Raw genomic sequence first — 19,898 nt, 5'->3', positions numbered from 1 at the left:
GCGAGTGAAGGGGTGCCCTGAGCTGGGTCAGAGCGGTTGGAGGTCGTCGCTGTCGAAGAAGCGACCGGCCTTGTAGACGATCGGGCTGGCCTCGGAGACCTCGGCATGGCGGACGCGGCAGATGAACACCGTGTGGGTCTTGGCCTGGAACCGCTCGCGGATCTCGGCCTCGATGCAGGCCGGCGAGCCGTCGATGAGCGGACTTCCGTGGGGGCCGGCGTGCCAATCCAGATCGGCGAACTTGTCCGCGGTCTTCGACGCGAAAGTAGCAACAGTATCCCGTTGGTCGGTGCCCAGGATGTTGATCCCCAGGTGGGTCCCGGAGAAGAGGGCCGGGTAGGTGGACGACGTCTTCTGCACGCAGACCATGACGAGCGGCGGCTCGAGCGACACCGAGGCGTAGGCGTTCACGGCCAGGCCCTTCGGCGTCTCCCCGTCGCGGGTGGTGACCACGGTGACGCCCGTGACGAACTGCCGGTTGAACGTCTTCATCACGTCCGGGTCCGGCTCGCCGGAGAGGTCGTCGACGACGACGTCGGTCGCCTGGGGAGCGGCGTCGCTCAGGTGCCGGACGCCGAGGGCGTGCAGGAGCTCGGAGCTGTCCCACGTGACCTCCTCGCGCTGGATCCGCCCGTCGGCGAGGCGCACGTGGTTGCAGCCCCGCGTCTCCACGCGGCGGCCGGTCGGGGGAACCCCGAGGAAGGCCTCGGTGTGCGTCCCGACGCTCGTCCAGAAGATGACGGCCTGGTCCTCGCCCTCGACCACGGAGTCGATCCGGGTGGTCAGATCGGGGAATCCCGAGCGGATCGCGGAGATGTCCTCCTGGATCTGCTCGAGCGTGTGGGACGTGCCGGTCGAGCGGCTGACGCGCGCGTAGTCGTCGGTCACCACCTTCCGGAAGGTCGCGACGTCGCCGTCGTTCCAGGCGTCGATCCAGGCGGATGTCAGGGAGGGAGCTAATGTCTGTTGCATGGTAGAGAACGTAATGCCAGTCACAACGTCGCGTCAAGAGCGTTGCGGAACTCGGCCCGTCTCACGCCGTAAGTCGCTGAATACCAGCAGTTTCGGAGGAATGCTTGACGAGGTCCGGATGACTGACGTACGTTCTGTTGCATGCAAGAGAACGTGACTGAGGCTCTCCCACGGCCAGCGGAGCAGGGGACGCTCCTGGACCGCGTCCGCAGCCTGGTCCTCGGCGGGGAGTATCCGCCGGGGGCACCGTTGTCGGAGGTGCTCCTGGCCGAGGAGTTCGGCGTCAGCCGGACGCCGATCCGCGAGGCGCTCAAGCAGCTCCAGCACGAGGGCCTCGTCGAGATCCGCCCGAAGGTCGGGACCTTCGTCCGGGAGCCGACCCGCCGCGAGATCGTCGAGCTCTTCCAGCTCAAGGAGGGTCTGGAGGGGCTGGCGGCCGGGCTGCTGGCCCGCCGGGGCCCCGTGCCGGAACTGGACGTCCTCGAGCGGAACGTCGAGGACTCGGTGGTCGCCGCGGCCGAGCAGGACGCGGAGCGGTACGCCTCCCTCGTCCACGAGTTCCACTGGACGATCATCCGTGGCTCGGACAACCGCAAGCTCGTGGAGCACTACGACCGGCTCATGAACCAGCTCGCCTACCACCGGATGGTGGTGCGCACGGCAGAGCACCCGGGCCGGATCCGGACCTCCACGGAGGAGCACCGCGCTGTCCTGGACATGATCATGGCCAAGGACCACTTCGGCGCCGAGGCCGCCATGCGCAACCACGTGTACGCCTCCTCGCGGGAGCTGCTCACCGACTCGGCCACAGCCCACGAGTCCTCGCTCCTCTGAGGAAGCCCGCCGCCGCGCGGCCCCGCCCACTCCAGACACCACGTACCGCCGACCCCGTCGGCTCGAAAGGACAGGCATGAGCCTTCCAGCACCGCCCCGCCCCCGGCACCGCCGGAGAGGAGCTCACGCATGACCCCCCGCACCGGCCTCCCCGAGGTCCGCAAGGTCGTCTACCTCCAGGAGGAGGTCCTCCTGGAGGCCGGCGCAGCGCCGGCAGTGCCGGCCACCCGCGCCTCGGTCGCCGTCGTCATCCGGAATCCATGGCACGGGACCGGCCCGGACCAGGACCTCTCCGCCGAGGCGGAGCGGGTGGCGCCGCAGCTGGCGCGCATCGTCTCCGCACGCCTGATCGAGGGGCTCGGGGGAGTCGACGCGATCGAGGCCTTCGGCAAGGCCGCGATCGTCGGGACCGCGGGCGAGATCGAGCACGGCAGCGCCCTCATTCACACCCCCTACTTCGGCAACCTCGTGCGCGAATTCCTGGAGGGGACCTCGATCCTCTGCTTCGCGGACGAGCGCGCCGATGCCGGCCAGAGCCTCACCGTGCCCCTGTGGCACAAGACGGCCGCGGCCACACGCAGCCACTACCAGACCATGACCACCCGCGTCAGCGACGGCCCCGCACCCGACGAGATCGTCGTCGTGGCCGCCGCGTCCACCGGCCCCCGTCCGCACCCGCGGATCGGCGACCGGACCACGGACCCCGCCGTGACCTCGGCGATCCTCGAAGGAGCAGAAGCATGAACCCGCGCAAGATCGTGACCATCGTCGAAGAGACGCACACCGAGGGCGGCCGGCCCGTCGAGACCGTCGCGCGCGTCGCCGTCGTGGCGGCCGTGATCCCGAACCCCTGGGACGGCCAGGGGTTCGTCGAGGACCTCACGGCGGGCATCGACGCCGTGGCGTCCGACGTCGGAGCCCTCCTCGCGCCACGGGTTATCGAAGCGCTCGGCGAGCCCGTCGAGGCGTACGGCAAGGCCGCGATCGTGGGCCTGAACGGAGAGGTCGAGCACGGCTCCGCGCTGATCCACACCCTGAAGTTCGGCGACCACTTCCGCAAGGCCGCCGAGGCCACCACCCTGCTGCCGGCCGTCGAGAAGCGCGGCCCCGCCGGCGTCGTCTTCGACATTCCCCTCAAGCACAAGACCGACGCCACGGTCCGCTCGCACCACCAGACCATCGAGGTCCGGCTGGCCGATGCGCCGCATCCGGGCGAGATCGTCATCGCGCTGGCGGCGGCGGCGCAGGGACGGCCGCAGCAGCGCCTCGCGCCGCTGAGCACGGAGCAGTAGCAGTCGTGGCCGGGAACGAGCCGACGCCGCTGGTGCTGCTGCACGGGGTGGGCCTGGACCGGACGGTGTGGGACGGATTCCGCACGGAGTTCGGCCGCCTCTCCGACCGCGAGGTCCTGGCGCTCGACCTGCCCGGCCACGGCGAACGACCGCCCTGGCGGGGGACGGCGGATCTCGCGGTCTACGCGGACGACGTCGCCGACCGGCTGCCACCGAGGGCCCATCTCGTGGGCTTCTCGCTCGGTGCGCTGATCGGCCAGGCGCTCGCCGTCCGCCACGGCGGCCGCGTGGCCAGCCTGGTGAACGTCAGCTCGGTCTGCCGGCGCACCGAGGCGGAGCGCGCCGCCGTGCTCGCCCGGCTCGAGCAGGCCGTGGCGGACTTCGACGCGGCCGCCGAGGCCTCGATCGACCGCTGGTACCCCGCCGGCACCTCGGTCGACGCCGACACGGTCGAGCGGACGCGCACCGTGCTCCTGGGGAACGACGTCGAATCGTTCCTGGCCGCCTACGGCGTCTTCGCGTGGGGCGATGCCGAGATCGGCCCGGACCTGGGCCGGATCCGGCAGCCCACCCTCAACGTCACCGGCGCGTCGGACCCCGGGTCCACGCCGGAGATGACACACCGCCTCACGGAGCGCATCGCCGGCTCGCGGGCCGTCGTCGTCCCCGGCGCCCGGCACATGCTGCCGGTGGAGGCGCCCCGCGAACTCGCCGAGACCATCCACCACTTCATCGAAGAATCGAGCACCGAGCATGACTGAGCGCTACGACCACTTCATCAACGGGCAGTCCTCCGCCCCCGCCGGCGGCGAGTACTTCACCAGCACCAACCCCGCGACCCTCGAGGTCCTCTACGAGGCGGCCCGGGGCACGTCCGAGGACGTCGACCGCGCCGTCTCCGCTGCCGCCGAGGCCTTCCGGAACCCGCTGTGGCGGGACCTCTCCGCGACGAAGCGCGGCCACCTGCTCCGCCGCCTCGGCGACCTGGTCGCCGCGAACGCCGAGGAGCTGGCCCTGCAGGAGACCGAGGACAACGGGAAGCTGCTGCGCGAGATGCGCGGCCAGCTGACCGGGCTGCCCGAGTACCTCTACTACTACGCAGGCCTCGCGGACAAGGTGCAGGGCAGCCAGATCCCCACCAGCTCCATCCAGGTCCTCAACTACACGCAGCGCGAGCCGCTCGGCGTCGTCGGCGCCATCACCCCGTGGAACTCGCCGCTGACGCTCACCACCTCCAAGCTGGCGCCCGCGCTCGCCGCGGGGAACACGCTGGTGATCAAGCCGTCCGAGTACACGTCGCGGACCATCCTGCGCTTCGCGGAGCTGACCGTCGAGGCGGGCTTCCCGGACGGGGTCGTCAACGTCGTGACGGGGCTGGGCGCGGAGGCGGGCGCCGCCCTCGTGGACCACCCCGGCATCGCCAAGATCTCGTTCACCGGATCCACGGCCACAGGAGCCCGGATCGCGGCCTCCACGGCCTCGCGGTTCATCGGCTGCACGCTGGAGCTCGGCGGCAAGAGCCCCAACATCGTGTTCGACGACGCCGACGTGGACAACGCCGCGATGGGCGTGGTCGCCGGCATCTTCGCGGCCGCGGGGCAGACCTGCATCGCCGGGAGCCGCGTGTTCGCGCACCGCTCCGTCTACGAGGAGCTCCTGGAGAAGGTCGCGGCGCGCGCCCGGAGCATCGTCATCGGCGACCCGAAGAACGAGGCCACCGAGCTCGGGCCGCTGGCCTTCCAGGACCAGCTCGACAAGGTGTCCTCCTACGTTCGGCTCGGCGTGGACGAGGGTGCGCGGATCGCCACGGGCGGGTCGCGGCCGGAGACCGGCCTGCCGGGCTACTTCTTCGAGCCGACCGTCCTGACCGATGTCGACAACGGGATGCGCGTGGTCCGCGAGGAGATCTTCGGCCCGGTCGCCGCCGTCATGCCGTTCGACACCGAGGACGAGGTCCTCGCCCTCGCCAACGACACGCAGTACGGCCTCGCCGCCGGCGTCTGGACGCAGAACCTGGCCCGGGCGCACCGCATGGCGCGGCGGCTCGACGCCGGGACCGTCTGGGTCAACACGTACCGCGCCATGTCCCCGATGTCGCCGCGCCAGGGCTTCAAGTCCAGCGGCGTGGGGATCGAGCACGGCCTCGAGTCGATGCACGAGTACACGCGCCTGAAGAGCGTGTGGATCAACACCGACGAGGGTCCCGTCGCGGATCCGTTCACGCTGAGGAGCTAGCGCATGCCGCTGATCGACGTCTCCATCGCCGAGGGTCGGACCGCCGAGGACCTGCGCCGCCTCGTGACCGCCCTGCACCGGGCGGCCGAGGAGACCGTCGGCGCCCTGCCCGAGAACACCACCGTCATCATCCGCGAGGTGCCCGCCTCGCACTGGTCCAAGGCGGACAGGACCATCGCCGAGCGCCAGGCGGCCTCGGCGGAGAACACCAGAGCAAAGGAGCTTTAGCCATGCGATTCTCCCTCTTCGTGCACATGGAGCGATGGGACGACGAGGTCAGCCACCAGCAGGCCTTCGAGAACCTCACCGAGCTCGTGCTCCTCGCCGAGGCCGGCGGATTCGGTACCGTCTGGATCGGCGAGCACCACGCCATGGAGTACTCGGTCTCGCCGAGCCCGATGCCCCAGCTCGCCTACTTGGCCGCCCGCACGTCCACCATCCGGCTCGGCGCGGGGACCATCATCGCTCCGTTCTGGAACCCGATCCGCGTCGCCGGCGAGACCGCCCTGCTCGACGTGATCAGCGGCGGCCGGGCCGAGGTCGGCCTCGCCCGCGGCGCGCACCAGTTCGAGTTCGACCGGCTGGCGCCCGGGCTCCCGGCGGCCGAGGGCGGCAAGCACCTGCGGGAGCTCGTCCCGGCGGTGCGCAAACTGTGGCAGGGCGACTACGCGCACGACGGCGAGGTGTGGCAGTTCCCCACGTCGACCAGCGTCCCCAAGCCGGTCCAGCAGCCGACGCCGCCGATGTGGGTCGCGGCCCGGGACCCGGCGTCGCACGACTTCGCCGTGGCCAACGGCTGCAACGTCATGGTCACGCCCCTGATGAAGGGCGACGAGGAGGTCGAGGACCTCGTCCGGAAGTTCGAGACGGCGGTCGAGGCCCACCCGGAGGTCTCCCGCCCGGAGCTCATGATGCTCCGGCACACCCACGTGCACGACGCGGCGGACCCCGAGGGCTGGCGCCGTCCCGCGGAGGCCGTCCAGCGGTACTACCGCACGTTCCACGCCTGGTTCATGAACAAGACGACGCCGGTCAACGGCTTCCTCGAGCCGACGCCCGCCGAGGCGTTCGCCGACAAGCCGGAGTTCGCGCCCGAGGCGCTCCACAAGTCCGCCGTCATCGGCACGCCGGAGGAAGTCATCGAGCGGGTGCGCCGCTACGAGGAGCTCGGCATCGACGAGTTCAGCCTCTGGTCGGACAACGGTCTCACCCACGAGGAGAAGAAGCGGTCGCTCGAGCTGTTCATCGAGCACGTGGTGCCCGTCTTCAACGCCGCCGAGTAGTCGGCCGGAGCAGAGCACGGCACAGCGGAATTCAGCTCAGCGGAGCGCCGCCGTCGGTCCCCGGCGGCGGCGCTCCGCCGTCGAGCCGTCCTGCGCGCGGCGACACCCCGGACTGCTCGCACCGCCCGCCGTCACGCCAGTCCGCCGGCCGCGGCGGCGGCCGCCGCGGCCGACCGGGACCCCACGCCGAGCTTGCGGTAGATCTGCGTGAGGTGGAACTTCACCGTGTTCTCGCTGATGAACAGCTCCTCGGCGATCTGCCGGTTCTTCCGGCCGCGCACGACCAGGCGCAGCACCTCGAGCTCCCGGGGCGCCAGGTCCCACTCGCCGGCCGCCCCGGCGCGCGGCGCGTCGATGGGGAGCGTCACATCGAGCTCCGTCCCCCAGCCGGGGACGCGCTTCACGCCGACCGCGCCGCCGAGCGCCGCCACGTTGGCCTGCGCCTGGTGCAGGCCCGGCGTGCCGGCGTCCAGCCGCCCGGGACCGTCGTCGCGGATGTTGATCAGCAGGTTCCGGCCGTCGCAGTCCCACTGCACCCGCACCCGGGTGATGTCCTCCTGCTCGTTCATGGCCAGCACCGCGCTGCGGACGATCGACCGGGCCGCGTAGGCGATCTCGCCCGGGAGCGCCCGGCCCTCGGCGGGCGGCTCGATGAACTGGACGTCCAGGCGACCGTACTGCGTCAGCGGGCGCAGGTCCGTGCGCAGTCGCGAGAACGCGCCGACCACCGGCTCCTCGGAGAGGGCCATCATCACGTCGTTGGCGGTCCGGGTCCGGACCAGGGCCGACGACGCCAGCTCCGTCGCCGCCGTCCTGGTCCGCCGGTCGTCCAGGTCCCGGCTGCGCAGGACCGCCAGGAGCGACTCGAGGTCCGTCGCGTGGCGCTCGGTCAGCTCCGTCGTCACGCGGACGCGCTCCCTGGAGACCGCATTCGAGTCGACCAGGTCCGCCGGCGAGGCCCCGGCCACCTGCCGCCGGATGCACGTCGCCGTGATCTCCCAGACCGCCTGGACCGTCTCGCGCACCGACGGCCCCTCGGCCGCCCCCGGATCGCACAGCGCCAGCACCGCCCCGGTGGCCGCCTCCCAGGCCCGCACCTGCTGCTCCCCGCCGGCGAGCGTCGCGGTGGCGATCTCCTCGCCGTCGCGGAGCCGACGGCGGATCGCGTCCATCTCCAGCACCGTCACCCGCTCGGTGATCGCGGGATCGCCCGCCTTCTTCTGGGGGCGCCCCGTGCAGTCCTCCGTGAGGATCACCAGTGCCCGGTGCGGGAGCGCCAGTGCGACGGCGTCGCTCAGCGCGGCGGCGATCTCCCGCAGGGGCGCCTCCACGATCCGGGCCACCGCCAGTGCCAGCCGCAGCTGCGCGGCACCCGCTGCGTCCCGCGCCCCGTGGTCGGCGCCGTCGTCGGGCAGGGTCTGGAGCCGAAGCGAACTCATGGTTCAACAGTATGGACGCCCCACCCGCCGCGGCCTACCCATTCGGGTAGCAGATCCGGCGCAACGGGCGGGTTCCCGCGGCCCGCGCCTGCGATGGGATGGATCGGCACCCACACGCACTGCTGGAAGGAGCCCCGTGCAGACTGTTGACGCTGAGCAGACAGTTGACGCCGTGCACCCCGTCGACACCGTGCACCCCGTCGACACCGTGCAGACGGTCGAGTCACCCGAGCAGGTCGCGCTCGACCTCGTCGCGGCTGAGGCGGTGGGCGCGGTCCGCGCCCTCGACCCGGCCTCGCTCGCCGAGGCGGCCGATCTGATCGAGGGGGCGCGCCGGGTCTTCGTCTTCGGCCAGGGGCGGTCCGGGATCGCCCTGCGCGGTCTGGCGATGCGCCTCATGCACCTCGGCCTCGCGGCGCACGTCGTCGGGGACGCCACCGCGCCGTCGATCGGCGCGGGCGACGTCCTCGTCGTCGCCTCGGGATCGGGGACCACCGGCTCGGTGGTCCGCGCCGCGGTCGCCGCGGCCGGCGAGGGCGCCGTCGTCGTCGCGCTGACGACGGCGGCCGACTCGCCGGTGGGGCGCATGGCGGCCTGCACGATCACCGTCGAGGCCGCGGCGAAGACCGACCACGGCGGCACCGCGTCCGCGCAGTACGCCGGGAGCCTCTTCGAGCAGACGGTGATGCTCACCGGCGACGCCGTCTTCCACGCCCTCTGGCAGCGCAGCGGCGCCGCCGCCGAGGAGCTGTGGACGCGGCACGCCAACCTCGAATGAACCATCCGCCCATCCCCGGGATCCCCCACTCACCAAAGGAACTGATATGACGAAACTCCAGGTCGCCATCGACCTTCTGACCACCGCCGACGCGCTCGCCCTCGCCGAGAAGGTCGCCCCGCACGTGGACATCATCGAGCTCGGCACCCCGCTCATCAAGAGCGAGGGCCTCGGCGTCATCCGCGCCGTGAAGGACGCCCATCCGGACAAGATCGTCTTCGCCGATCTCAAGACGGCCGACGCCGGCGCCCTCGAGGCGCGGATCGCCTTCGAGGCCGGTGCCGACCTCGTGACCGTGCTCGGCACGGCGGACGACTCGACGATCCGCGGCGCGGTCGAGGCCGCCCGTGAGGTCGGGAAGGGCGTCGTCGTGGACCTGATCGGCGTCGCCGACAAGGCCGCCCGCGCCCGCCAGGTCGTGGAGCTCGGTGCGGAGTTCGTCGAGTTCCACGCCGGACTCGACGAGCAGGCCCAGCCGGGCTTCAGCCTCACCACCCTGCTCGAGGCCGGCGTCGCCTCCGAGGTGCGCTTCTCGGTCGCCGGCGGCGTGAACATCCACTCCATCGCGGCCGTCCAGGCCGCCGGAGCCGACGTCGCCGTGGCCGGCGGCGCCATCTACGGGGCCGTGGACCCGGCCCTCGCCGCCGCGGCCCTCCAGGGCGAACTGAACTGACCCCAGGCCTCCAGGACCGGGCCGGCGCGCCCGACTCGAGCCGCACGCACAGGAGCCGGGCACCGTCGACGAGGACGGTGCCCGGCTCCTGCCGTGCCCGCTACGCCCTCAGGGAACTTTCGGGCTCCGTTGTGCGTCGAACAGTGGTGAGTGCAAAGCTAGGAAGCGGTGCATCGCCACTGGAGGGCTCGGGCCCCGCAGGCCGACGCATCGATTCGATCGCGTCGACGGCCCGGAGAACGGCTGCCGCGTGAAGTCCGATCAGGAGGGACGGGGACGGACCCCGAACATGAACGTCAAGAAGATCTTTAACAGCTGGGTCATCTGGGTGCTCATCGGCGCTGCCGCGCTGATCATCTTCCTCCCCACGCTGACGGCCGGGAACGCCGGCCGGGTGGACACGAGCGTCGGGCTCGAGCTCCTCGAGGAGGACAAGGCCTACGAGGCCCGGATCTTCGACGGCGACCAGCGCGTGGACCTGAAGCTGCGGGAGGCCCTGGAGGTCGACGGCGTCGACATGGGCACCGATGTCTCTTTCTACTACTCGCAGGCGCGCGCCGAGGACGTGGTCGACGCGATCGACCGGGCGGACCTGGACAGCTTCACGGACCAGCCGGTCCAGGAGAATTGGTTCCTCTCCATGCTCGGCCTGCTCATCCCCTTCATCCTGATCGCCCTGCTCTTCTGGTTCCTCATGTCGCGGGCCTCGGGCGGCGGCGGCAAGGTCATGCAGTTCGGCAAGTCCAAGGCCAAGCTGATCACCAAGGACATGCCGCAGGTGACCTTCGTCGACGTCGCCGGCGCCGAGGAGGCCGTCGAGGAGCTCCACGAGATCAAGGAGTTCCTCGAGGAGCCGGGCAAGTTCCAGGCCGTCGGCGCCAAGATCCCCAAGGGCGTCCTGCTCTACGGCCCCCCGGGCACCGGCAAGACCCTGCTCGCCAAGGCCGTCGCCGGCGAGGCCGGCGTGCCGTTCTACTCGATCTCCGGCTCGGACTTCGTCGAGATGTTCGTCGGCGTCGGCGCCTCGCGCGTCCGCGATCTCTTCGAGCAGGCCAAGAACAACGCGCCCGCCATCATCTTCGTCGACGAGATCGACGCCGTCGGGCGCCACCGCGGCGCCGGCATCGGCGGCGGCAACGACGAGCGCGAGCAGACGCTCAACCAGCTGCTCGTCGAGATGGACGGGTTCGACGCGAAGACCAACGTCATCCTCATCGCGGCGACCAACCGCCCCGACGTGCTGGACCCGGCGCTGCTCCGCCCGGGCCGCTTCGACCGCCAGATCCCCGTGGAGGCCCCCGACCTCGCCGGCCGCGAGCAGATCCTGCAGGTCCACGCCAAGGGCAAGCCCATGGCGGACAACGTGGACCTCAAGGGCGTCGCCAAGAAGACTCCCGGCTACACGGGTGCGGACCTGGCCAACGTCCTCAACGAGGCCGCGCTGCTCACCGCCCGCTCCAACGCGCAGCTGATCGACGACCGCGCCCTCGACGAGGCGATCGACCGCGTCATGGCGGGCCCGCAGAAGCGCACCCGGCTCATGAAGGAGCACGAGCGCAAGGTCACGGCCTACCACGAGGGCGGCCACGCGCTCGTCGCGGCCGCCATGAACCACTCGGCCCCGGTCACGAAGATCACCATCCTCCCGCGCGGCCGCGCCCTCGGGTACACGATGGTGGTCCCGGAGGACGACAAGTACTCGATCACCCGCAACGAGCTGCTGGACCAGTTGGCCTACGCGATGGGTGGCCGTGTCGCCGAGGAGATCGTCTTCCACGATCCCTCCACCGGCGCGTCCAACGACATCGAGAAGGCCACCGCGACGGCCCGCAAGATGGTCACGCAGTACGGCATGAGCGAGCGCATCGGCTCCGTGAAGCTCGGTTCCGGCGGGGGCGAGCCGTTCCTGGGCCGCGACGCCGGGCACGACCGCGACTACTCGGAGAACCTCGCCGCCGTCGTCGACCAGGAGGTCCGCCTCCTCATCGACGCCGCGCACGATGAGGCCTACCGGGTGCTCCTCGAGAACCGGCACGTGCTGGACCGGCTGGCCCTGGCGCTGCTCGAACGCGAGACCCTGAACCAGAAGGAGATCGCCGAGATCTTCGCCGACCTGGTCAAGCTGCCCTCCCGCCCGCTCTGGCTCTCCAAGGACACCCGCCCCATCGGCGAGCACGGCCCGGTGATGTCCCACAAGGAGCGCCGCGAGGCCGCCGAGGGCAAGAGCCCGGACGAGTACTCCGAGGGCATCGGAGACGTCACCGACGTGCCCGAGGACAGCCAGCCCGGCAGCCGCACCGGCGCCGGGCGCCCCGGGACGGACCCGGCCAACCCGGGCGGCCTCCCCGGCGGCGCCGAGCAGCAGGACGGCTGACCCGGGACCGGACCGCCCCGTCGGCCCGCCCGTGACGCTTTGCGGCGTCGCATGACGACGGCCGCGGAGGACGGACGACGGCGGCGTGGCCCCGGTCACGCCGCCGTCGTCGCGGCAGGCGGGGCATCCCCCGGGGTGCCCCGCCTGCCGCGTACCCGCACCCGGCGAGCAGCCGGCACCCAGACTTCGTTAGGATCGTCGTTGTGACTCAGAACCTAGAGACGGATCCGTCGGCCGGCTTCGTCGTCGACCAGCCGCGGATCGAGCGCGCCGTGCGCGAGATCCTCGAGGCGATCGGCGAGGACCCGGACCGCGACGGCCTGCTGGACACGCCCAAGCGCGTGGCCAAGGCGTACGCGGAGTTCTTCTCCGGCCTGCACGAGCGGCCGGGGGACCTGCTGGACACGACGTTCGACATCGACCACTCCGAGCTCGTGCTGGTGAAGGACATCCCGTTCTACTCCACGTGCGAGCACCATCTGGTCCCGTTCCACGGCTCCGCCCACGTCGGCTACATCCCCGGCGAGCACGGCAAGGTCACGGGCCTGAGCAAGCTGGCCCGTCTGGTGGAGCTCTACGCCCGCCGGCCGCAGGTCCAGGAGCGCCTGACCACGCAGATCGCGGACGCGCTGGTGGAGCACCTCGCTCCGCGCGGCGTGATCGTGGTGGTCGAGTGCGAGCACATGTGCATGTCCATGCGCGGCGTCCAGAAGCCCGGAGCCCGCACCGTCACGTCAGCCGTGCGCGGGCAGCTGCTCGAATCCGCCACGCGCGCCGAGGCCATGAGCCTCATCCTCGGCAAGTAACCCCAACCCGGTAGGAGAGCAATGAACCTCGGAGCCGTCCCCGGTACCGGTCCGGCCACCAGTCCGCTGCCCGTCGTCCGTCCGTCCAGGGTCAAGAAGTTCGGTGACCTGCCCGTGGGACGCACCCTCGTCATGGGCGTGCTCAACGTGACGGAGGACTCCTTCAGCGACGGCGGCGAGTTCGTCTCCGTCGACGACGCCATCCAGCACGGGCTGCGCATGATGTACGCCGGAGCGGACATCATCGACGTGGGCGGGGAGTCCACGCGCCCCGGCGCCGCGTTCATCGACCCCGAGCTGGAGCGCAAGCGCGTCGTCCCCGTGATCGAGGCGCTCGTGAAGGCCGGCGCGGTGGTCTCGGTGGACACCATGCACGTCGGCACGGCCCGGGCGGCCGTCGAGGCGGGCGCGCACCTGATCAACGACGTCTCCGGGCTCACCCACGAGCCGGAGATGCCGGCCCTCGTGGCCGAGCTGGGCGTGCCGTACGTGCTCATGCACCGCCGAGGCGACCAGCAGAACATGAGCGACTACGCGGACTACGACGACGTCGTGGCCGAGGTGAGGGACGAGCTCGCCGGGCTGCGCCGGACGTTCCTCGACGCCGGCGTCCAGCCGGAGCAGCTGATCGTGGACCCGGGCCTGGGCTTCGCCAAGAACGCCCACCACAACTGGGAGCTGCTGCACCGCATCGGCGAGTTCTCCGACTTCGGCCACCCGGTCCTCATCGGGACGTCCCGCAAGCGGTTCCTCGGCGCACTGCTGTCCCAGGGCGGCACGCCCGCCGCACCCAAGGAGCGCGACCACGCCACCGCCGCCACGAGCGCCCTCGCGGCCGCCGCGGGTGTCTGGGCCGTGCGCGTGCACGACGTCCCGGCGTCGTACGACGCCGTCAAGGTCGCCACCGCGTGGATGAGCGGCGGCGGCGCCGGCGCGGACGGGATCCACGACTCCCAGCGCGGCCCGGCCCAGAGCGACGGGCAGGCGGAGGGCGGCCAGCGCGAGGCGGACCCGGCCGCGGGCGTTCCCGCCGGCGGAACCGCGTGAGCGCGGCCGCACCCGCGGCGCGGGACCGGATCGCCCTCACCGGCATCACGGCCACCGGCCACCACGGGGTGTTCGACCATGAGAAGCGCGACGGCCAGCCGTTCGTGGTGGACCTCGTCCTGCACACGGACATCCGCCCCGCCGCCGCAGCGGACGACCTCGCGCTGACCACCGACTACGGGAAGGCCGCCGAGCTGGTCCGGGACCGGATCGAGGGCGGCCCGCACGACCTCATCGAGACGTTGACCCAGGGCATCGCGGATGCGATTCTGGCAGTCTTCCGGACGGTCTCGGCGGTCGATGTCACCGTGCACAAGCCCCAGGCGCCGATCCCGGTGCCGTTCGGGGACGTCAGCATCAGCATCCATCGGGAGCGGGAAGCAGGCACGCGAGCATGAGCCGGACACCAGTGAAGTGCCTCCTGGCGCTGGGCAGCAATCTCGGCGAGCGGAGCGACACGCTCTCCCTGGCCGTGGGCGACCTGATCGCCCACCAGCAGGTGCGCCTGCTGCAGGTCTCCGAGGTGGTCCAGACCAAGCCGGTCGGCGGCCCGGAGGGCCAGCCCGACTACCTGAACATGGTGCTCGAGGTGGAGACCACGCTCGAGCCCTACGAGCTGCTGGCCCACTGCCAGGACGTCGAGGACAAGCACCTGCGGACCCGCGAGGTCCGCTGGGGCCCGCGCACGCTCGACGTCGACATCGTCACCTACGGCGACCTGACCCTGGACGACGACGACCTGACGCTGCCCCACCCCCGGGCCGCCGAGCGCGCGTTCGTCCTGCAGCCCTGGGCCTGGATGGACCCCGAGGCCACGCTCGCCGGGCAGAGCGTCGCGGAGCTCGCGCAGCAGGCCTCGGACCGCGACGACGTCTCCCTCTACGACGTCGAGGCCGACGAGTACGGGGACTGACCGCCGCATGAACCAGATCCGCCCGGCCGGGCTCGGCCTGACCGCCGTCATCGCGGCGGTTCTGGGCTGGGGCGCGAGCCTGATCGCCGCGTCCCACTCGGCCCCGGCGCCGGTCCTGCACCCGACCAGCCTGATCACCGTCGGCGCCGCCACCCTGATCGTCCTGGTCCTCGGGCTGCGCGTGCGCGCCGTGCAGGCGCAGCGCCGCCGCTGGGCCGAGGAGCGCCGCCGTCAGGCCGCCTCCGAGCAGGCCGCGGCCGGGCGTGCTCCCGAGGGCCCGGGCTCCGAGGACCGCGGCCAGTCCGACCGCAGGCCCGCCCCCCGTCGGGACCCGGTCGAGATGAGCCCGCTGCTCGCGGCACGCACCCTGATCCTCGCGCAGGCCGTGGCCTACGCGGGTTCCGTGGTGGGCGGTTGGCACGGCGGCGTCCTGGTGGACCTGCTCGGGGCCATGGCGCCCGCCTCCGCCACCGTGATCACCGCCTGGGTGATGCTCGGCGCCGGCGTCGTCATGAGTGTGGTGGGATGGGTGGTGGAACAATTCTGCAAGCTTCCGCCGGACGACCCGGCGGCGAACCTGGGGGACACGGATGAACGCGGAGAAGGATTCCCGGCAGGCGCCTGACCAGGCCGTGGATCCGGAGGGCGTCGACTGGCTGCCGGTGTCGGACAAGCTCATCACGGTCCGCCTCATCAGCGGGGCCGTCTGGATGGTCGTCGTCGTCGGCGTGCTCTCGGTGCCGCTCGTCCTGCGGTCCACCGGCGTCTGGGCGGGCTACCCCGGGTGGCTGGCCTGGTCCGTCCCCGGCGTCGTCCTCCTGTGGTTCCTCATCGGGCTGGCGATCACTCCGCGCCAGGTGCGGGCCATCGGCTACGCGGAGCGGCACGAGGACCTGCTGGTCAAGCAGGGCATCCTCTTCCGCCGCCTGCTGGTGGTCCCCTACGGCCGGATGCAGTACGTGGACGTGCAGGCCGGTCCGCTGGACCGCGCGTTCGGGCTCTGCAAGGTCGAGCTGCACACCGCGTCCTCGTCCGTGACGGCCACCATCCCCGGGGTTCCCGAGGAGGAGGGGGCCAGGCTGCGCGAGCAGCTCTCCGCCCGCGGCGAGGCGAGGCTGGCCGGCCTATGAGCCACCAGGACCCCGACGCCGTCGTGCCCCCTGACGAGGACGCCGTCGTGCCTCCCGGAAGGAGCGCCCGCGAGGGCGCTCCAGAGAACGCCGCCGAGGACCCGCCGGGGGCCTCCGCCGACCCGGCTCTCACGGACGCCGCGGACGAGTGGCACCGGGTGCATCCGATCTCGCCCCTCGTGCGGGGCTGGATCGCGTTGGTGGCGATCGTCTACTTCTTCGGGCAGTCGTGGGCGGAGAACCTGTTCTCCGACCTGACCGGCATCGGCGGCGACGAGCCCGAGGAGTCCGGGACGTGGAATCCGGCCGAGCTCGCCGCGACCCAGGAGGGCCTGCTCTGGGTCGTCGGTATCTCCCTCGGGGTGCTGCTGCTGATCCTGCTCGGGTTCTTCCTGTCCTGGCGGTTCACGAAGTACCAGGTGACCGAGGGACACGTGAACGTCCGCTCCGGCATCCTCTTCCGCCAGCAGCGCCAGGCGCGGATCGACCGCGTCCAGGCCATCGACATCGGTCAGCCCCTGGTCGCCCGGATCACGGGCCTGGGCGAGCTCAAGTTCGAGGTCGCCGACGGCGGCAGCACCGCCATGAAGCTGTCCTACCTCAAGCTCGCGGAGGCCAAGCGGCTGCGCCATCGGATCCTCGCCCGGGCCGGGGGTCTGCGCGCCGCCCAGTCGGGGACGGCCCGCCCCGCCGAGTCGCCGTCCGGCACCGGGGCGGGCGGCGCGCCGCCGGCCGGGGCCGACGACGTCGCTCCCGCGGGCACGCTGCCGGATCCCGGGACCTCCGTGGCCGGTACGACCGGTGCCGCCCCGGTGCTGACCGACGCAGACCTCGAGGCGCCGGAGAACGTCCTGGTCCGCGTCCCGCCGGGCCGTCTGGTCCTGTCGCTGCTGGTGAGCCCGTGGCTCTGGTTCGTGTTCGCGGCCCTGGCCGGCGGCATCGTGGGGGAGGTCCTCACGGAGGGGGCGTTCCGGACGGTGTACCTCGTGCCCGGTCTCTTCGGGATCCTGCCGTGGCTGTGGACCGAATTCTCCAACGGCTTCAACTTCCGGGCCGGCGTGAGCCCGGACGGCCTGCGCATGAGCTACGGCCTGCTGGACACGCACCACCAGACCGTCCCGCCCGGCCGCGTGCAGGCGGTGCAGGTGACGCAGGGCGTGATCTGGAAGCTGTTCGGGTGGCACAAGGTCACGGTCAACGTCGCTGGGTACGGCGAGGCCACCGGCGGCAGCGCCGCCCGGTCCACCGTCCTGCCCGTCGGCACCCGTCAGGACGTGCTGAACGTCCTGGCGATCATCCTGCCGAACCCCGGCACGGACCGCCCGCTGGAGCTGATCGACGCCGGTATCGCCGGCCGCGGCACGGGGGAGGGCTTCACGACGTCGCCGCGCACGGCCCGCCTCCTCTCACCGTTCGCATGGAGCCGGCAGGGCTACACCGTCACGCGCACGGCCGTCTTCGCCCGGTCCGGGTTCCTGGTCCGCAGTCTGTTCATGGTGCCGCACGAGCGGACCCAGGGCATCCGCCTGACCCAGGGGCCGCTCGAGCGCTGGCGCGGCGTCGCGGACGTCTCCCTGGTGACCACGGACGGGCCGGTGCATCCGGCCATCACCCAGGCGGGAGCGGCCGAGGCGCGCCGGTTCTTCCTCGAGCAGGCCGAGCGCGCGGCCGAGGCGCGGCACCTGCACGACCACGACCACTGGCTGGACGACGACCCGTACGGTGCCCCGCAGCGCGGCCCCGTCGCGGAAGGAGAGCGATGAGCAAGCCCGGACGCCTCGGCATCGGGATCGTGAGCGCGGGGCGGGTCGGCGCCGTGCTCGGCTACGCCCTGCGGGCCGCGGAGCACCAGGTGGTGGGCGTGCACGCCGTCTCCGAGGAGTCGCGCGACCGCGCCGAGACCCTGCTGCCCGGGGCCCCGGTCCTCGAGATCCCGGAGATCCTGCGGCGGGCCGAGCTCGTCCTGCTCGCCGTGCCGGACGATCAGCTCGGCCCGCTCGTGCAGGGCCTCGCCGACGGCGGCCACTGGCGCTCCGGGCAGCTGGTCGTGCACACCGCGGGCCGCTACGGCGTCGGAGTGCTCGAGCCGGTCCGCGCGGCGGGGGCCGTCCCGCTCGCCATCCACCCCGCGATGACGTTCACCGGCCTGTCGATGGACCTCGCGCGCCTGTCCGACTGCGTCTTCGGGGTCACGGCGGACAACATGATGCTCCCCATCGCGCAGGCGCTCGTGGTGGAGATGGGCGCCGAGCCCGTCGTCGTCGCCGAGGAGGACCGGGTCCGCTACCACGCGGCGCTCGCCCACGCCTCCAACCACCTGGTCACCATTGCCGGACAGGCCGCCCAGATGCTCGGCGCCGTCGGCGTGGAGCGGCCGGACCGCGTCCTCGCCCCGCTGATGCGGGCGTCGCTGGAGAACGCGCTCGCCTCCGGGGAGAGCGCCCTCACGGGTCCGGTGGCCCGGGGGGACACCGGCACCGTCGCCGCGCACGGGGAGGCCCTCCGCGCCGAGGACGACGACGTCCGCCTCGCCTACCAGGCGATGGCGCGGGCCACCGCGTTGCGGGCCGTGGACCGCGGACGCCTCACCCGGGCGCAGGCCGACGGGATCCTCGACCTCCTAGACTGACGCCGTGAACACGGAACCGCGCCCCGCCCAGTCCGCCCGAGCCAGTGAGAGCGGTGTCCCCGGACCGGCACCGCGCATCGTCCGCACGGTCGCCGAGCTGAAGACGGCCTCGCGGAAGCTGCTGGAGGCCGCCGGTCGGGTGGGCGAGGAGGGCGCGGAACCGGTGTCGCTCGGGCTCGTGCCCACCATGGGCGCCCTCCACTCCGGGCACGCGACGCTCATCCGGCAGGCCCGCGCGGAGAACGACGTCGTCGTCGTCACGGTCTTCGTCAACCGTCTCCAGTTCGACGACCCGGCGGACTACGAGCGGTACCCGCGCACGCTCGACGCCGACGCGGCGCTCGCCGGGGAGGCCGGCGCCGACGTCGTCTTCGCCCCCGAGGAGCACGAGGTCTATCCGGACGGGACTCCGCGGGTGCTCGTCTCCGCCGGGGATCTGGGCGCGCGCTTCGAGGGGCGGTCCCGCCCGGGACACTTCGACGGCATGCTCGCCGTCGTCGCCAAACTCCTCCACTACGGGAATCCGGAGGCGGCCACGGCCGTGCCGACCCCGTACCGCGCCTACTTCGGGCAGAAGGACGCGCAGCAGCTCGCTATCGTGCAGCGACTGGTCAAGGACCTCGCCTACCCGGTGGAGATCCGGCCGGTGCCGATCGTCCGGGCGGAGGACGGGCTGGCGCTGTCGAGCCGCAACCAGTTCCTCACGGACGAGGACCGCGAGGCGGCCCTCGTCCTGTCGCGGGCGCTGTTCCTCATGAAGGAGCGCGCCGAGTCCCGGCTCCCCCTGCAGCCGGACGACGCCGTCGCGCTCATCGCCTCCGAGCCGAGAGTGGAGCTCGACTACTTCGAGATCGTCGATCCCGAGACGCTCCAGGTGCTCGCCTTCAACTGCCAGGACACTCCCTTCACGGGAACGGCCCTCGCCCTGGTGGCCGCCCGTGTCGGCTCCGTCCGACTCATCGACAACATGCCACTCACCGACGGCGTCCGATAGACGTTTCCCGACTGCGCCGGAAGAGCCGGCGGAGAAGGGAGCGATGTGACGCAGTACGCATTTTCCGCCGGGCCCCGTCTCGACCGGCAGAGCGGCCCAAATCCCCGGAATGGCGCGGCTGAGAGGCCCGCGGGAGGGGGTGGCCGCCCGATTTTGCGGGGTGCTGGTTTCTGTGTAGAGTATTTCGAGTCGTCGCGACGAGGACAGCACGGAGAGATCCGGGGCTGAGGATCGAAGCGGTGGCGGAATCCTTTTTCCTTTTTCTCTGAACCGTTTCGGCGGGTGTTCTCGAACGCCCTGGGAATGGTGGCGGGGAAAGGGGGTTGCGGGTTCTCCGGTGTGGTGCGGGTCGCAGGTTCTGCGGTTTGCATTGGCGGGGGGATGCGGGTAAGGTATTCGAGTTGCTTCGGAGCGAAGCGGTCGGGATGAATGGTCCTGGTTGTGGTAGTCCGGGGTGTCTGTTGTTTGAGAACTCAATAGTGTGCCAAGTTTGTTGATA

General features: G+C 71.8%; 21 protein-coding genes. 19 read left to right on the top strand and 2 right to left on the bottom strand.

The features are described from left to right. Window positions 1-27 precede the first annotated feature (27 nt). A complete protein-coding gene (locus RIN46_RS11400) occupies window positions 28-972 on the bottom strand; it encodes a flavin reductase (RefSeq protein ID WP_309081701.1) in 945 nt (314 codons plus the stop codon). A 141-nt stretch (window positions 973-1,113) separates the two neighbouring features. Here RIN46_RS11400 and RIN46_RS11395 point away from each other — a divergent pair, with 141 nt between their 5' ends. The 7 genes from RIN46_RS11395 to RIN46_RS11365 all read left to right on the top strand — a co-directional run bounded on the left by RIN46_RS11395 (window position 1,114) and on the right by RIN46_RS11365 (window position 6,616). Beyond that, on the top strand, window positions 1,114-1,806 hold the full coding sequence (locus RIN46_RS11395; protein ID WP_309081700.1) for a GntR family transcriptional regulator: 693 nt from the start codon (window positions 1,114-1,116) through the stop codon (window positions 1,804-1,806). 129 nt (window positions 1,807-1,935) lie between these two features. Then, window positions 1,936-2,550, top strand: coding sequence for an amino acid synthesis family protein (locus RIN46_RS11390; protein WP_309081699.1), 615 nt, complete (start codon window positions 1,936-1,938; stop codon window positions 2,548-2,550). Continuing rightward, a complete protein-coding gene (locus RIN46_RS11385) occupies window positions 2,547-3,098 on the top strand; it encodes an amino acid synthesis family protein (protein ID WP_309081698.1) in 552 nt (183 codons plus the stop codon). Before RIN46_RS11390 ends, RIN46_RS11385 begins: the two co-directional genes overlap by 4 nt. Before the next feature lie 5 nt (window positions 3,099-3,103). Further along, window positions 3,104-3,859 carry an alpha/beta hydrolase gene (locus RIN46_RS11380; protein WP_309081697.1) on the top strand — a complete coding sequence of 252 codons (756 nt, stop codon included), beginning with the start codon at window positions 3,104-3,106 and terminating at the stop codon, window positions 3,857-3,859. Beyond that, window positions 3,852-5,333 (top strand): aldehyde dehydrogenase, encoded by a 1,482-nt coding sequence (locus tag RIN46_RS11375; RefSeq protein WP_309081696.1) that lies wholly within the window; start codon window positions 3,852-3,854, stop codon window positions 5,331-5,333. The genes RIN46_RS11380 and RIN46_RS11375 overlap by 8 nt, the downstream gene beginning before the upstream one ends. A 3-nt stretch (window positions 5,334-5,336) precedes the next feature. Then, on the top strand, window positions 5,337-5,561 hold the full coding sequence (locus RIN46_RS11370) for a tautomerase family protein (RefSeq protein WP_309081695.1): 225 nt from the start codon (window positions 5,337-5,339) through the stop codon (window positions 5,559-5,561). Between the two features lie 2 nt (window positions 5,562-5,563). Next, window positions 5,564-6,616 (top strand): LLM class flavin-dependent oxidoreductase, encoded by a 1,053-nt coding sequence (locus RIN46_RS11365; RefSeq protein WP_309081694.1) that lies wholly within the window; start codon window positions 5,564-5,566, stop codon window positions 6,614-6,616. A gap of 131 nt (window positions 6,617-6,747) precedes the next feature. On the opposite strand, the gene RIN46_RS11360 is transcribed toward RIN46_RS11365, so the two are convergent. Continuing rightward, complete coding sequence (locus RIN46_RS11360) at window positions 6,748-8,055, bottom strand: LuxR C-terminal-related transcriptional regulator (RefSeq protein WP_309081693.1); 1,308 nt, start codon at window positions 8,053-8,055, stop codon at window positions 6,748-6,750. 136 nt (window positions 8,056-8,191) lie between these two features. Between RIN46_RS11360 and hxlB the strand changes: the two genes are divergently transcribed. The 12 genes from hxlB (at window position 8,192) to panC (ending at window position 19,399) form a co-directional block, all read left to right on the top strand. Continuing rightward, window positions 8,192-8,833 (top strand): 6-phospho-3-hexuloisomerase, encoded by a 642-nt coding sequence (gene hxlB, locus RIN46_RS11355; RefSeq protein WP_309081692.1) that lies wholly within the window; start codon window positions 8,192-8,194, stop codon window positions 8,831-8,833. A 46-nt stretch (window positions 8,834-8,879) separates the two neighbouring features. After that, a complete protein-coding gene (hxlA, locus tag RIN46_RS11350; RefSeq protein ID WP_309081691.1) occupies window positions 8,880-9,506 on the top strand; it encodes a 3-hexulose-6-phosphate synthase in 627 nt (208 codons plus the stop codon). Window positions 9,507-9,795: 289 nt separating this feature from the next. After that, complete coding sequence (gene ftsH, locus RIN46_RS11345) at window positions 9,796-11,880, top strand: ATP-dependent zinc metalloprotease FtsH (RefSeq protein WP_309081849.1); 2,085 nt, start codon at window positions 9,796-9,798, stop codon at window positions 11,878-11,880. A gap of 203 nt (window positions 11,881-12,083) precedes the next feature. Next, window positions 12,084-12,686 carry a GTP cyclohydrolase I FolE gene (gene folE / locus RIN46_RS11340; protein WP_309081690.1) on the top strand — a complete coding sequence of 201 codons (603 nt, stop codon included), beginning with the start codon at window positions 12,084-12,086 and terminating at the stop codon, window positions 12,684-12,686. 21 nt (window positions 12,687-12,707) lie between these two features. Further along, window positions 12,708-13,733, top strand: coding sequence for a dihydropteroate synthase (gene folP, locus RIN46_RS11335; RefSeq protein ID WP_309081689.1), 1,026 nt, complete (start codon window positions 12,708-12,710; stop codon window positions 13,731-13,733). After that, entirely contained in the window at window positions 13,730-14,131 is a 402-nt protein-coding gene (gene folB / locus RIN46_RS11330; protein WP_309081688.1) for a dihydroneopterin aldolase, read from the top strand. Before folP ends, folB begins: the two co-directional genes overlap by 4 nt. Continuing rightward, on the top strand, window positions 14,128-14,646 hold the full coding sequence (gene folK / locus RIN46_RS11325; protein WP_309081687.1) for a 2-amino-4-hydroxy-6-hydroxymethyldihydropteridine diphosphokinase: 519 nt from the start codon (window positions 14,128-14,130) through the stop codon (window positions 14,644-14,646). Before folB ends, folK begins: the two co-directional genes overlap by 4 nt. 7 nt (window positions 14,647-14,653) lie before the next feature. Continuing rightward, entirely contained in the window at window positions 14,654-15,271 is a 618-nt protein-coding gene (locus RIN46_RS11320; protein ID WP_309081686.1) for a DUF3180 domain-containing protein, read from the top strand. Then, window positions 15,237-15,776: a PH domain-containing protein gene (locus tag RIN46_RS11315; RefSeq protein ID WP_309081685.1), complete on the top strand. Its 540-nt coding sequence runs from the start codon at window positions 15,237-15,239 to the stop codon at window positions 15,774-15,776. The genes RIN46_RS11320 and RIN46_RS11315 overlap by 35 nt, the downstream gene beginning before the upstream one ends. After that, entirely contained in the window at window positions 15,773-17,539 is a 1,767-nt protein-coding gene (locus RIN46_RS11310) for a PH domain-containing protein (RefSeq protein ID WP_309081684.1), read from the top strand. Before RIN46_RS11315 ends, RIN46_RS11310 begins: the two co-directional genes overlap by 4 nt. Continuing rightward, entirely contained in the window at window positions 17,536-18,405 is an 870-nt protein-coding gene (locus tag RIN46_RS11305; protein ID WP_309081683.1) for a DUF2520 domain-containing protein, read from the top strand. Before RIN46_RS11310 ends, RIN46_RS11305 begins: the two co-directional genes overlap by 4 nt. A gap of 76 nt (window positions 18,406-18,481) precedes the next feature. After that, window positions 18,482-19,399 carry a pantoate--beta-alanine ligase gene (panC, locus tag RIN46_RS11300; RefSeq protein WP_309081848.1) on the top strand — a complete coding sequence of 306 codons (918 nt, stop codon included), beginning with the start codon at window positions 18,482-18,484 and terminating at the stop codon, window positions 19,397-19,399. Window positions 19,400-19,898: the final 499 nt, after the last annotated feature.

This window comes from Zhihengliuella sp. (assembly GCF_031178195.1).
Classification (GTDB): Bacteria; Actinomycetota; Actinomycetes; order Actinomycetales; family Micrococcaceae; genus Zhihengliuella.
The sequence above is the reverse complement of the archived record's forward strand: the minus strand, read 5'-3'. Positions and strand labels throughout refer to the sequence as shown.